This window comes from Fluviicola taffensis DSM 16823, from assembly GCF_000194605.1.
Taxonomy (GTDB): domain Bacteria; phylum Bacteroidota; class Bacteroidia; order Flavobacteriales_D; family Crocinitomicaceae; genus Fluviicola; species Fluviicola taffensis.
This window is the reverse complement of record NC_015321.1, coordinates 361,906-377,918: the sequence shown is the minus strand read 5'-3', so window position 1 is coordinate 377,918 and position 16,013 is coordinate 361,906. Positions and strand designations below refer to the sequence as shown.

The 16,013-nt window shown below is 36.9% G+C and carries 5 protein-coding genes; 3 read left to right on the top strand and 2 right to left on the bottom strand.

The window, feature by feature from the left end; genetic code table 11:
- Positions 1-50: 50 nt before the first annotated feature.
- Positions 51-2,069, bottom strand: coding sequence for a fibronectin type III domain-containing protein (locus FLUTA_RS01750; protein ID WP_148235374.1), 2,019 nt, complete (start codon positions 2,067-2,069; stop codon positions 51-53).
- A gap of 4 nt (positions 2,070-2,073) precedes the next feature.
- A complete protein-coding gene (locus FLUTA_RS01745; protein WP_043023575.1) occupies positions 2,074-4,962 on the bottom strand; it encodes a hypothetical protein in 2,889 nt (962 codons plus the stop codon).
- Positions 4,963-5,026: 64 nt separating this feature from the next.
- On the opposite strand from FLUTA_RS01745, the gene FLUTA_RS01740 reads away from it, so the two are divergent.
- Genes FLUTA_RS01740 through FLUTA_RS01730 form a run of 3 tightly spaced genes read left to right on the top strand, consistent with a single transcriptional unit; the run spans position 5,027 to position 16,013 of the window.
- A complete protein-coding gene (locus FLUTA_RS01740) occupies positions 5,027-8,746 on the top strand; it encodes a hypothetical protein (protein ID WP_013685130.1) in 3,720 nt (1,239 codons plus the stop codon).
- The gene (locus FLUTA_RS01735) at positions 8,743-10,476 is read left to right on the top strand and encodes a hypothetical protein (protein ID WP_013685129.1); all 1,734 of its coding nucleotides are present in this window, start codon (positions 8,743-8,745) and stop codon (positions 10,474-10,476) included. The genes FLUTA_RS01740 and FLUTA_RS01735 overlap by 4 nt, the downstream gene beginning before the upstream one ends.
- On the top strand, positions 10,476-16,013 hold the full coding sequence (locus tag FLUTA_RS01730) for a zinc metalloprotease (RefSeq protein WP_013685128.1): 5,538 nt from the start codon (positions 10,476-10,478) through the stop codon (positions 16,011-16,013). The genes FLUTA_RS01735 and FLUTA_RS01730 overlap by 1 nt, the downstream gene beginning before the upstream one ends.

The following is a 16,013-nucleotide window of genomic DNA, read 5'->3' as shown; positions in this document are numbered from 1 at the left end:
TTACCTTTTTTAATTCAAATTATAAAATGGATTTCTTTCGCTCAAGAAAATCAATACCTCACTTTTACGGGTTCGTGTTTTAAGCTTCTAAATCCATCTTGAGATTGATATTGAATCAGGTATTCGTAATCATTACTAATGGAAACCGTTTTGTCTTGGAAATTGCAATTGGATAATGAAGCATTAGAAATAGTTTCAATTAAGTGAAAATTGCCATCTCCCTTTTTACGGTAAATAAAGTATTGAAACACTTCTGTTTGTGGTTTTAGCCAAGAAATAACTATGTTTTTATTACTTCTATCTGCTACTGCCTTTACTTGTTGAAGAGCTGGTCTGAAACCTGGTTCAATAAATAAACTTCTGGATTTGGAGCTCGTCTGATTTTTGGACTGATCAACCGATAGGATGGAATAATTGATGTCTTTTGAAAAGGCAAAGGTTGAATCTATAAAGTGGCTGTATTCATCTTTTTTCCAAGAAAGGATAGTATCTGTTTGTAAATCAGTTTTTCTTAATAAATAGGATTTTTCAACATCTTTTGATGTGGAATTTTGCCATTCCATATCAATTTTAACATCCACTTTTCGAAGCGATATAATGAATGGCTCTGAAGGGGGAATGGTATCCGGTTTAATCACCAAAATGGTGTCTGAATTAGGACTGTTGTTATAGTTTTGATCAACGGATACTACAAAATAATAAATATCATTGTTCAAAGTGTTTAAGTTAAGGGTATCTAGATAAATAGTCTCCAATTTGAGAGAAGTTGTTTTTTCTACAAATTCTTCGGTTTTTAAATTGGCGCGATAAACCCGGTATCCTTGTAGATCATTGTCTTTTGGTTTGGTCCAAGACAATGTAACATGCCCTAGTGAATCTATAAGACCCTTTAAATTGGAAACGGCCTTTGGTGGCTCTTGATCGAGCGTAAAATAGTAATAGGGGGTTGAATAAGCGGTATCATTATCTGGTGAAAAAGCAAATACTTTGAAATAGTTGCGGTCTCCTGAAGGAAGTAATGAGGTTGTTTTGAATAGGATTTTGGTTTCGTTTGGTTTAATCATACGTTGTTCAACAACATTGTAATTAATTAATAGACTATCTGATCGCATCAATACAAGTCGATTCACCAAAAGGGGTAAGGAATCAATTTCTTTCATTAAACTAACGGATATTTCGCGCTCATAACCTTTTGATTCAACGGTATCAATATTCACGGTTGCATTGACAAGCTTTGGTAAATAGATTTTTACTTCATTACTATATTTGCCTTTGAATCCAAAATAATTGATTCCATAAATTTTATAGGTATAGGTTTTTCCTTGTTCTAGTTTTTCATCACGGTAACTTGCTAGGCGATCTGGCTTTTCGGCGTTTGTCTTGAAGTTTACAAAGGGAGAGGTGAGAATCTTTTCAAACTTCCCATTATCTATTTTTCGTTCAATTTGAAAGCCTAAGTATTCTGTGACTACCGAATCTGCATTCCATGAAATAGTTGCAATTTTTTTTCTGTCAACTTTTCCAATAAGTTTTGGAACCTCCCCAATTTTAGATGTTTTATTTTCAATGATTTGAATAACGGGTTCATAGCCTTTGATTTCTACTTTAACTGCAAATGATCCCGTACTTTTCGGGCGAGGAATAGCAATCATCAAATCCGATAAAAGATTCATTTCAAAAGAAAGAGAAGCTTCTAAACTAGCAATTGTAAAAGCATAATCTTGAGCTGTTTTATCATGAGCTAATGCAGATTGAATTCCAAATTGAATCTCATGTATTCGGTCTAGCTTTTCATTCGATAAATCCCATTTCTCCCATTTTTTTACAACTGGTTCCAAATCTATTTTGAATCCATTTTCAAAATCATTCCGATTATTTTCAGCTGAAATGGTAACACGAGCACCGTTTTCCAAAACAACATTAAACATCTGAATATCTTTTGGAATCCATTTAATGAAAGCAGAGTCTTTTGTGAGATGACTAACTACTGGAAACGCATTGTTATTTTGTGAGACTGCAAAATTGCTGATGCAGATTAAACCTGTTATAAATACTATAAATCGTAACATTCTTCTAATTGATAATTGCACAGTCATTTCCTATTTCAATATCTGCTTGGAAATCTAAATTGATTATTCCCAATAGTTTAACTGAAAATCCGACTGCACCGTAAACAAATGTGGGTTTTGGTAATCTTCCTTGCAGCAAGGCGGCGGCATCGATGGAAGCAACGGAATATTCTTTTTTGAGTTCTCCATCGTCTTTATAATGTCTTACTCCCATTCCACCACTTAACCAGGCGTAAACTTGCCCCATTAAATACCAATTGTTAAATCCTACTTTTCCCGTAGATCCTTCACAATGGGCTGTTGGACTGAGTTTGAACATCGTAATATCGAAGCCAGCTCCTACACTTGCATATGCATAACCTCTCCAATTCGTTTCTTTCGGAAATTCTCCTCCAAAATTGGCAGCAATCATCATTCCTGTAGCAAAACCATTTCCAGTACTAACACTGCTCATATCTGTACTGATAATTGGACTGGCACTGATTAAATTGGTGACGTAAGATGGCGGTGGTGGCATGGGATCAATTTGAGTTCCAACCATAAAATAAGTACTAGCCGTAAACAAGTTTAATACTTCGATAGTTGCCCTGTTGGAAGGACGGTTTAACCAAAAATACCAGTCATGTTTATCTATATGGATTTTTAAATTGCAATTTCCCTGAAGAATTCCAGGAACAATGGCTAGTGCGTCGATTTGTGCATCGAAAACTTTGTTGACGTTATCGTAGTTTACAGAAACGGATCCTTCCACTTTGGTTGCGTTTGATTTCGATCGATCGGAACGCGTAACAAGCATAGTAGCCCTCCCAAAAAAGTTGATATTTGCCAAGCCTCCATTTGCATTGAACTGGATTGAAAAAATAGCTTCCCCATTCAATACGGATTCTCCTGGGATAGCAACTAATGCAACTCCTGCACTGAAACCGAGTCCTAAAGTTGGATCCGGAATAAAAGGAATTGCAGATGAAGTGGGAGCTCCCTGGGTTGGATTCATTGCTCCGCTAAATGCACGATCGAGCTTTTGAGCAGGGGTGAGTGTACTCCTTACTCCATATTGAACACCTCCAAAAAGATTGGTAATCAGTGCAAACTGACCAATTGGAATAGAAATTGGAACTGAAGCATCCACATACCAATAACGTTTTGAGTTTAGTTTTCCAAAACCAACGGATACACCTGCAAAATCATTCATAATTGCATTCAATTTGAACGAAATAGCTCCAAAGAACATATCTCCATAAACTGGATCATCATCCCGAATGGCAATCACTCCATTTAATGTGAAAGGATTTGTACTGATTGCTAATGAGATGTCGTAAATTTTAAATTTGTCGAATTTCAATTTCTGCCTTCCATCAGCTCCAGTAACTCTTTTTGTAATAACCCCCACAAAGGTGGATGCTCCAAATGAGTTTGAATTGTCTTCACCTCCCAATTTTAAGCTCAAATCGACTTTTAGAATGACTTGAGTTTGCGTAATTCCAAGTTCTAAATAATTGAGTGAAATGGGAAGTCGCGCAACTTTGTTGGGTTCTCCATCATCTCCAACTGAGTCACTTGTTAGAGCAAATGTTCCCCCATAGATATAGGGAGCTTTTGTCCCGATATTCAATGATTGAAAAGTTAATTTATTTAAACGAGCTTTTGCACCATTATAGGTCAAGCTTCCGTTCAAGGTAATATCAGGAGTGAATTTTCCAGAAACAACTTGTACATGAATCATGCAATTGGGAGCTAATCGTAAAGTTGAGTTAAACATGGTTAGCTCATACGTATAGTTGTTTGTAGTTTTTGCTGTGAAATCGTAGATAAGTGGCGAGTTGTCGTTTGGTTTGTATACTCCAGCTCGATAGACAAATTCAGCGTTGTTTAATGGTTCTACTCGTATTTTTCCTGCTAAACGACCATCAACAAGTCGGTTGTATTCTATTCCAAGTACCAATGAATCTATAGAGAACCCCCAACTATCCATATCACCCTCCCCCACACTAAAAATTCCTGTAGCGAAGAAATCACCCGAAACACCATTGTCGTCAATCACTAAATCCGTTACTCCAACAGTTGTTTCACTACTCCCTCTACTTAGTTTGGGAGGAAGTTTGACGGATAAATTATGCGCGTAAAATCCAGTCCAATTGCCAATATCAGGATATAGATTTCGGGTTGCAAGAGGGAGATTAATTCCAGATGGATTGATTGAATCATTTCGGTCAACAACTAATTGACTCACTCTAAATTCAAAATCATCTAAGCCATTTATGATAAATGGATCCATGCTTGTTTGAAACATAATCTTTGAAAGATCCGCCACATTTACTTGGATATTTGCTTTTACCTGTCCGCCTCCAGGTTTGTGAATCATTTGTTGACTAAAAAGGATATCGGCATTGATATTTGCGCGTTCATAGCCATTACATCCCCATTGAATGTAGTTGCTACCATCTCCTTTAAAAACAATGGCGTTTTTTGGTCCAAGGTTTAAGCGTTGATCTCCCAAAAGTTTCAGTGTAATTGGATTTCCATCTCCTCCAGGCATCACACCTTTTGGGTTGAATGAAACCCCTTTTGCAGCAAAAGCGAGTTTCCCATAAGCACCAGGCCAATCAATTGCCATATAGACATCAAATGTGGCCCCTTGTGGAGTGAATCGAGCTGAATCGATACAAATTACATAAATGATGTCACCAATTTTTTTACAAATACCAATAGGTAAAGAGGCATGATCAGTAGGTGAAAAGTTATCCGTTTGCTTATCTGGATTTGCACGAATGATAGAGTCTAGTGTCTTTGCTCTAATTTTAGATTGAGCGAGTGAGACCGAGTCCATTTGCGCATTTCCGTTGAAATTTAGGAGGATAACAAAAACGAAAAAAAGTAGTTGTCGAGTTTGCATAGTACGAAAGTAATATTTAGATTTGAATTCGCAAATCATCTGTACTTAGAAACTTGAATCGCCCATGAAATTACCGTCACTACTTCTATTGTTGCTACTTTTTTTCATCAAATCAACTCTTTTTTCTCAAGTATTAAAGAATGTAACCATTCACCTTGATGGTGCAGGACAGGTAGCAGATGTGAAATACATTGCCTCCATTGATAAATACATCCTTGTTGGAAAGTTCACTTCTGTGGATGGTAGTCCAGCTAATAACATTGCATTGCTGGATGCAGATTTCAACTTTGTAAGTGCCAATTTTCCGCCAATTAATAACGAGATTAAAGCTGTAGAAGTTTTTGGGAACAATGTATATATTGGAGGTAGTTTTACAACTGTTGATGGACATCCTCAACTAGGATTAGCCCGTTTTATTATTACTGCACCACCAATTTCAGGAAATCCGTATGTAGTTACTGATCAACCATCTTTTCAGCCTATTAATTCTACTGGAGTTTTTGAATCTGTTAATGATATGGATATGAATGGTGCCGAAATCATTGCGACAGGATTGTTTTATGATAATCCAAGAAAAGGAATTTTGGCTTTTAATGCTTCCTCAGGTACTGTTTCTAATAAGTTTGCACCAGATAGCGATTGTTTTTGGGCAGAAGCTTCCGGAGTAGGTTTTTGTGGGTTGACGATGAAAGTTAAACGTGTGGGATTGAATTACGTTTTGATAGGAAATAGATTTGAGAATCCATATTATGAAACTTTGTATACTTCCATGATGACATTTAACCCCTCAGGTGTTACTATTAGTGGGAATACAAAGCCTTCGTACTACAATTTGGTTCCAGGACAAGCAAATAGAAATACGTCATTGTGTAAAATTAACGATTCAATTATTTTTACAAGTATTGGCAAAAATGCGGGGTATGCACTTGGGGCGTTTAATACCTTGAATACTGCTTATTATAAAGTAGGGCTAATAGATGTACCTGCATCAGACCATGCTTTTGAAATGTATAATGGGAATTTTTTCTATTTGAATACGACTACTAATTCAATTCAACGCTCAACGATAAGCACTACTGGTTCTGGAAGTACTACTGTTTTTCACTTGACGAATACTACTGCAATACCACTTAATTCGAACCCTGAAGGAACTTGTGAAGTAGACTTGTTTCATGTAGTGAAGAATTTGTTTTTTGTCTCAAGTGATAATTTATCTACCGTGGGAGGGCAGTCTCGAACAGGTTTGGCGGTTATTTGTCTGGAACCTGAGAACCCCAAAAAAATGAATAATTTATGGAATGCTCCTCAGCCACAGCCACCAACCCCAGTGCCATTCGAATTGGATACCATTGTGTGTGCTGGAAATATTAAAGCATATACAGTTCCACCAGCAATGTATGCAAAAGGATATAAATGGACCTTCAATGGACCAGGAGTGAAGTACATTATTTCTCAGAATGCTGCTTTTGTACCTACAGAATCTCAATTTTCTGACGGTACTGGCCAAGAGTTAAACGGATCTATCTACTCAGATCAACAATTTGCGTACAAAATTTGGTTGATGTTTGATGAATCGTTTACTGGTGGACAGTTAAAAGTCGAACCTTATTCTCTTTGTAACACATTAACTGATTATTTGCTAGCAAAACCAGTAACTGCTAATTTGGTTTTGGCTCCTTTGCCAGCTATTACTATTGCTGATTCATTGGTGTTGAGCTGTTTAAATGACACCTTAGATTTAGTGGTGACGTCAAGTACGCCAGCGGTAAATTTGTCTTGGATTGACCAAAATGGAACTATTGTTCCAAATGATTCCATTCAATTGACCAAAACTGGATCGCTATCAATTTCTTTTCCACGCTATTTTCAGGCAATAGTGAAGCAAAATACAGGAAATATGTGTAGAGTAAGAGATAGTGTGTTTGTAAACCGGAATGTTGTAGAACCACAATTGATTATATCAGGAACTTTGCCAATTTGGAATTGCTACACAGATTCACTTCAAATTGTGGTCATAGATACAAATTCTATGGCTCCAGAGTCTGCAGTAATCAATTCTTGGAATCAATTGACGAGTGATTATTCCAATCCAAATCCATTGACAATTTACAGTGCACTTGACCCATTATGGTTTTTGGCAGCTTATCCTTCCAACGGTTGTGTTAGTACTACTAATTTTCCTTTGAGTTCAGATATAGCTTCTCCAGTTCCGCAAATAGCTGGTTTTCCAAATGGTTTTCAGCAAGTTGGTACTATTAGTTGCTTGAGCGATTCATTGTTAGTTGTCTTGAGCGATTTCAACGCTGTGAACACCAATAATTATTGGATTTATCAGGGAGATACAATTCAAGATTCCGTTTGGGTCACTGCTTCTGATTTAAGCTATTCAATCGCAGATACACTTGGTGGAAATCTTGTTACGGTTACCATCGATGAATATCGGATGAATCCACTAAATGGCTGTTCAACTTTTGGACCTCTTGCAGCGGTTGTTTTTGATATCCGAAAACCAAATCTTGTTTCTTATACAGGCGTAAATACATTGACATGCTCAGCTGCTAATATCACACTGGATCATATTCCTACTTTTGGAGTTCCAACTCAAGGTTGGTTGCTTCCCAATGGCACTTCCAATGGAGCGGACACCTTGGTTGTGAATTCAACCGGAGAATTCTATTATGAAGTGGTAGGAAACAATGGTTGTGTCAACATAGATACAGTGACTGTTCAACAAACCAATGAATTACTTTTTGCTTCTTCCATGGATACACTCGTTTGTCCAGGTCTGTCTTTTAACGTTAATGCTGTTGCAATTGGACCTGGAACAATGGTTTATTCTTGGTCTAACGGAAGCCAAACAATTAACCCAACGGGAATTGGTGGACTAGACTCACTTTTTATTGTACAGGCAACAAACGGATCTGGATGTTTGGGGATTGATACTTTAATGGCGCGGATTACATCTCCAATTGTGGCAACATTTGAAGCATTTTCTTCTTGTGGAAGCGGTGGTTTTATTCAAGTCGATTCTATTTATGGTGGTGGAGCATCTGCCTTATCTGATTATTTATTTGCATTCAATGGAGGAGCTTATTCTTCCAATTACAATTTCCCAGTAACTCAAATCGCTGCATATCCTTTATTGATCAAAGATACTTTAGGATGTGAATACAGTTTTACGACAAATATTACGGGAGAAATACAAAATCCAGATGTCAATTTTTTAGTGTCAACTTATAACCAAGTAGGAGATACAATTGCATTGGTGAATATTTCAGATTTCTCAGACTTTGACGGAGTCTTCTGGACATTTCCTACTGATGTTGAATTGATTCATGCAACCGATTCAGTGGCCATTTTTACAGCCATAGATACAGGTTGGTATAATATTCAATTTACAGGTTATCTGATAGACAATTCTGTAAATCCAGCTGATACCTGTTTCTATTCTTTTAATAAGCCCGTTTATTTTGGCAATTTCGCGCTAAATTTTGGAGATTCTGTGGTTGATAATAGTATCAGTAATGTTCAATTGTATCCCAATCCAATTCAAGCAGGGCAAAGTCAATCTGTTACTTTGAGTTTTAACTTAGCAAGTTTGCAACAATATGAGGTGCTTTTTACAACAAGTTTAGGTGAAATTCTCCCTTATATTTCTGATGAAGGTTCTGCCCAAGATGATGTTATTAAAACCTATAATTTACCTGCTTTGGCTGCTGGAACTTACCTCATTCACATTTTGGCGGAATATGGTGCTGCACAAATTAAACTGGTTGTGCAATGATGCGATTAATTGGTTGTTTTATTCTATTATTTCCTTTTTTATCTTTTTCCCAAAATTTGGATAAGATTGGAAAAAAAGGAATGATGAAAGTATCTGGAGGATTGAATTTTTCCTCAAATATAAATCAGTCTTATGGAAAACCCTTAACAAGAGATCCTTTTTCATGGGTTGTTGGCGGAAACGTAACGTTTTCGCTCTTGGATTTTTCCATGCCTTTTACGTTTTCATATACCAATCAAGGAGGAAATTTTACCCAGCCGTTTAATATTACTGCTTTGCATCCTACTTACAAGAAAATCAAAGGACATGTGGGAATTGTTTCTATGTCGTTTTCTCCTTATACTTTGGCAGGATTGAATTTTGCGGGTGCTGGAGTGGAATACACGCCAGGTAAATGGAAAATTCAAGGTTTTGGAGGAAGATTAAAAAAACAGGTGGCTTTTATTCCTGATATCAATAATATTGAAACGATGGCTTACCGCAGGTGGGGTGGTGGAATTTCTGTGGGATATGAAGATAAAGGTTACGGAGCGACGGTTGTTTTATTGAAAGCTGCCGATCAGAGAACCTCACTGAGTACCATTCCGAATAGTGCCGCAATTACTCCCATGGATAATGTAGTGGCTTCTTTGGCTTTGAAAGGAAAAATTGGTAAGTCGATTACCATGACAGCTGAATATGCTTCCAGTATTTTGACGAGAAATACGCAAATCAATGAAAAACTAGATCGGAAGAATTATGCGAAAACAATGTCTCCCTTGGTTAATGGAAATCAATCAACTATTGCATTTGGAGCATTCAACGGATCTGTTAATTATCAGTATAAGGTGTTTTCTATTGGAGCGAAATACGAACGAATTGATCCGGGATACACAACCCTTGGAGGAATGTATTTTAACAACGATTTGGAGAATATCACGATCACACCAACCATTGCTTTGTTTAAAGGGAAATTAAATGTGAATGTAAATACGGGAATTCAACGAAACAACCTGAATAAACTGAGTGCAAACGAACTAAAAAGATGGGTGGGAACGATTTCTGTTTCTAGTATGCCGTTTAAGAATTTTACTGTTTCGGGGAATTATTCCAATTTCTCTTCTTTTTCCAAGCGTAATCCAGCGTCAGATCCCTTCTATAATCCGATTGGAGATACCCTTAACTTTTACCAAATATCGAGTAATGCCGGCGGAAATGTTTCCTATACTTTTGGAAAGAAACGTAAGAATAACCTGATCCTTAACGGAAGTTATTCAGTGAGTGAGAATATTACAGGACGTTTGGAAGATGCCGCTGCTTTTGGATTCAATGTGTCTGGAACGAATCAAACAGGGCCGGTCAATGTACTTACGGGAATGTTTGGACATACCCTTTCGTTTGAAACCTCCAAATCATCTTTGGGTTGGACAATTAACGGAAGTGAATCCAAAGCTTTGGGAAATAAAATTCTTTATTTTGGACCAGGAGTCAATTATTCAAGACCTCTTTTGAAGTGGATTAACCTAACTTCAGGTTTGACTTATAATCAAAATTACACCAACAGTCACTTGTCGAACCATGTATTGAACACGCGTTTGGGACTTTCATGTAAACCCACTTGGTGGGACAAAAAATACGGTTCTTTGAACTTTTCTCTGAATGCAAGTTTAGTGAATCGTTTCCCGGTAATCAAAACCTCAAAAAGTCAGGGTGACATTGCACTTATTTTCAATCTTAACTACGGATTCTAATGCCTTTTAAACAGTTCCACATAAAATCAGTTGTCTTATTTCTATTACTGCTTATAACAGGTGCAAAAGTAGAGGCTCAAGTGTATCCAGTTCAGGTTACGGTCATTCCAACACCTCCGCATCGCAATTATTTGAATTCGTTTTCTGAGCAAGGTGCCTTAAATGTTTTTGTAACTCTGACGGATTTCAATTCTGGACCAATTTCTGTTAAATTGAAATTCACATTGAATGGACCAGGCTACCAATTTCGTTCACTTCCCAACAACTTGGTGTATGTCTTAAATCCGGGACAACCAACCCAAATTCCAATGGAAGATTTGGCAGTTTTCTTCAGTTCCACAGGTCAATCGCTCAATTTTAATCCAAGTAAACTTCCAGAAGGGAACAGTTCTATTTGTATCGATGTGATCAAAAACCAATCAGGTGAATTGCTTTCCAATAATGGATGTGGTTATTTCTATATGGGTTATGGACAACCGGCAAGTTTACTTCAACCTGCTTGTAATTCAACTATTCAGATTCCAGCGGGGTTTTCAGCGACTACAGATTTAAAAACAATTCCGCTGCAATTCAATTTCTCACCGGCACTTGCTCCAATAGGTTTGCAACAAGAAGTTGAAAATACCCTTTACATTTACAATTGGCTGGGAACAGTAAATAATAATCCACCACTGATTCCAATTGGTTTACCCTTAGCCATGGATCCCATTGAATTGGGACAAATTACAGCTCATACCTTATTGCCAATCAATAATCAACTAATTGTTGGCCAGGAATACGTTTGGTACGTGAAATCGACCTTAAATGGATCGACCAACCAATTTCAAAATGGTGGCTGGTCTATTCCCTGTAAATTCAAATATGGCGAAGCACAAAGCATCGAAGAAAGTTTGGCACAAGGCCTTTCAGTAGAATGGATTAATTTGGTTTCACAATCAGAATCCAAAGGAGCAGCAAGTTGGAAAGTGGTCAAAGAAGACCCTAATTCATCGGCAACTTTCAATCAGTTTATTCTAAAATACCGAAGAAAAGTTTCTGCTGGTCAGGAACCTTATGAGTGGTTTTCAGACACAGTGAATGATTTGAGTAAAGCCATTTATCAATTAGAACCTGCAACTACTTATGAAGCAAGTGTTGCTGGAAAACTAGGTAGTTTTGTTTCTACGCCTACAGAAATAAGAACTTTTACTACTGCACCACCAAGAACATTTTCGTGTGGAGTTGCAAATTTTCCAGGAAGAGCAACTGCCTTCCAGCCTTTACAATTTGCAGATCCGGGCATGAAAGTGAAGATTGGAATGTTCCAATTGGAGTTCGTATCCGTTCAAAATACGGGCCAACCAGGACGTTTCAGTGGAACAGGATTGATTCCAGTCGATTTCTTGTTTGGAGCAGAAGCTCGTGTGAAGTTTGATAACCTGAAAATTGACAAAGAATACGATGTTTGGGAAGGAACTGCTCATGTGATTACTGACGGATTGGATGCATGGCTGGAAGATCAATACCAACAATTCCAAGATCCTATTTTCGTCAATGGAACCGTGGATTCAGCTTATGTTTCCGATTCTTTGGCGCATGTAGTGATTGATGGAGTAGATACAACGTTCACATTTCCATGTACTACTTGTCCAGTAATTATCAACGATGTGGCAGGAAATCAGATCACGATTTACCCCAACGGAACGGTTATCTGGTCGAGTTATTTAGATATAAGTAATGAACAGTTGGATGTTCCAAATTCGAAAATTGCTTCCTTCGAACAAAATAACTCAATAACTGATAATAATGGTGGATTTGACCCTTATGCTTATTCGGAATGGAATGCCAGTTACGAGATTATTCGAACCAAAGACACGGTCAATTATTTTGTAGCCAATAAATCGTTGATTAAGGGTCAACTTTCCAAAATCAATGTCAGTGTTCCAGAAAACAACTACACAGAAAACAATGTAAAACTTTCTTGGAGTGGACTTCCAACACCTTTGGCGCCCGCTTCGAGTTCAACTTCGAATGGGAAACGGTTGTTTGTATTCAATTTACCAGTATTCAACAACGAAGATGAGTTTGCTATTTATGCTGTTTCAGATAGTTCGAAAAAGATAGGGAAGTTGAATGTCACTGTTTTTGAACTGCTTCAAAAGAAGGTTGTGGTGGTTCCAATAGCAGGAACGGTTGACGGCCCGCAGCTGAGTACTTACCTCAAAAAAACACTGGGAGAAGCAGGAATTAACTTCACGGTAAGCATCAGCGATACCATTGGAGTGGGGAAATACGCTTCAAACAGTTCGATCAATATTCCAGATGCTACATTGATGACAAAGTATTCGGGGAAAATGCGCCAGATCCGTAATAGTTATTTCGACAAACATGAATCTGAGGATGATACCTACTACTTGTTTGTAGTTTCCAGTTTAATGGATACGGTCAATAACCTTTCAGCAGACGGCTACATGGTGCGCGGAAAAAGCATTGGATTTATCCAAAACGGTGCGTCTCTTCAGACCTTCGCGCACGAATTGGGTCATGGAATGGGAGCTTTGGAACATACTTGGAAAGACAATGGTCCAGAAAGAGGAAGCACCAATAACCTGATGGATTATGCGGAAGGTGAGAATCTGATTTTGGCTCAGTGGAAAGCATTGAGAGATCCGAAAGGGAATAGCTTTTGGGATGAGGAAGAGGATGGAGAAAATTTCACAGTTCAAACTGGTGATTTAGCAGAAGTATATGCAAAGTTTAAAAATGATAATGGTACCATTACTTTTATTGATCCATCTGGGGGGTATGTTACTTTACCACCCGGTGTAAAGAGTTTGACTTTTGCCAGCCCTGATTCATATTGGATTAATAGCAATCAAGAAGTTAGTGATCATAATATAGATCCAATTGGTTCTCTTTCATATTTTACCTTGTCTAATGATAAAGTTTATTATGCTCATAAGACTAATTCATACTTTACTGGTTATTATACTAAAGAGAATTCAATATATTATTTATTCAAAGATACGGTTACCACTTTGTCTCAGATAAAAAATGTATTGGGAGGTATTCCGGTTCTGATTGATGGAGCTGCTAAATTTAAGATATTACCACTAAATAAAGAATCCATTTTAAGCTCAAGTAGTAATCAAAATGAAGTTGGGGGGAAACTAATACCTGAATATAAATTTAGTTTGTTAAACAATTATTTGACTCCTACAAGCTCTCAGGAAGGTATAATTGTCTTGGTTTCCTATCAAGGAGGAATTACACTTGATGAGTTGAATTATATTAAAAACATCAAATCAACGGTAGAAGGTGCTGATGCAGTATATGCTTTTGAATTAGCTTATTTACTCAAAAAAAATCCGATATTCAAATCTTGTTTCTCAACTGTCACCTCTAATAATTCAACAACTATTCAAAATGAAATTTTAGAATCTAGAGCACTTGAAGGTGAAATTATTCAAAATCAATACAATGTTCCAGAGAGTGATGAAACAAGTGTTCAGATCCAAAGCATGTATGCATCTGTTATGAATCAAATAGATTCTGTTTCTTCTCAGGAAATTTTGAACAATCCTAACTATTTCAAAGAATTATTTTTAGCATCGTTGAATTGGATAAGTGCAATTAACAAATTAAGTTTTATTACTAAAGATGCACTGACTGATGAAAATATAGATATTGGTGGATTAAGTGATAAATTCTTTAAATATTCAACATATCAACAGCGATTATGTTATTTGTCAAAGTTAAGCAGTAATAATAGAGCTCGAATTTTGAGCGAAGCAGGAGAATGGACACTTGGCAGTCAGAAAGAATATTTATTAGTTGAGTTATTGATTTCAACACCAAAAAGTCAATATGAAGATATGCTTGCTGTGTTGGCGAATAATAATTATTCCATATTAAGAGAATTAGATGGCGATCTTTGGAATGCTAATAACTTTGCATTGTATGCAACGATTGGCAAGTGGGTTAGCAAGATAAAGAATTTACCTGAAACCCACGTCCCCGTATCTTATATAAGCAATCCGAATTCAAACCTTTCTGATCCTTCAGGGTTTAAGACTGTTTTTCTTGGGCAGAATATGGGAGTGTTTGTTCAGCAGACAGACTGGAATTATTATGGTACTAAGCTGTATTTTAGTTTAAAGATTGATGAAAATGGGCAACATTTACAGACTGATTTTGAATTAGACCCATACGAGCCTGTTATTGTTGTTGCAAATGCAGATTATACATTTGCAGGATTAAATGGAAAAGCAATTAAGGAAGGTGATAAATTCTTAGTTCCAGCAATTTTTGCTTACTGGCTTATAAAAGAAAAAGAAAAAATAAGCACTATTAAATTAACGCGACAGGTCTTTGATGTGATTGCTGTTGCAGCTTCAGTTTTGACTACTAATCCAGGTCCAATTTTGATTGTGGATGGTATAATAGGAGGTATTGATTTTGTAATTGCTGACCTTGAAACGAATATTCTGAATAATGGAACACAACTACAAAAGGATTTATTAGCGGATTGGAACCAATTAGTGACTGTTGTTGGTGTATTGAATGGTGTTTATGGGATTACAAAAGTTATTGATGATGCGATTGACTTCAAAATTGATAGAGCCATTGTTAATCAAAAAATTACGGGTTTCAAGAATAATTTATCAAAACTTGATGAGTTACAAATTTTAACGAGTAGTATTTTCCAAAACTCCAAACAGAATTTATTCCAGCGAGGTTATACCAATCTTCGAGATGAGCTTTCAGGAATGCTCCGAAGGATAGAAATTAACCGTGCCACAAGTGGCAATTCGAATATTACGCTACTGATCGAACAAACGGGTGATCAAAATCTCGTAAAAATCACTCACAGCGGAACTACTCACAATCTGGCATATTTGGATCCAGACCTGAGCGGCAAGGTGATTTATTCAGGAATGAATTTTATCGAATCCAACTCATCTGAAATAGCAGAAGTTTTACAAATTGTAGAAGGGGCTAATTTCAAAAAATCTACTAATTTAGTAGCATACAACAAGAAGTTTACCATTGTAAAAACCAATTCGGGGTTGGTTAAGGTGGTTGATGGGGTTGTTAGTGAGGCGGGGAGCTGGCTTCCAACGACACAAATGAGAACTCTGACTAATGACTGGGCTTCATTTTATAGACAAGGTTTAACATCAAATACGCAGTTATCTAAGTTTAATAAAGCCTGTACAGCAAGATGGAAAAATGCAACGAACACAGCTGATGAAATTTTTTATGGACGAAATGGAGGAATATTAAATACTCAATCTTCTTTCCCAACAATCTCCGCTGAAAAAGGATTAGGTATTCATCCAACACTTCAAAGTAAATTACCGGCTAATACTCAATGGCCAAATGTTGCTAACTGTGCAGAATGTGATGCAGTTAATCAGGCTCTTTGGAAAGGTGCAAAATGGGATGAGATTCAAATCCATACGATAGATATTAGACCTGATGGCACAATGACTGATGTAATTCAGTGTTTGGAATGCTTAAATATATTCAGTGGTATGAGAGTAACAAGTCAATAA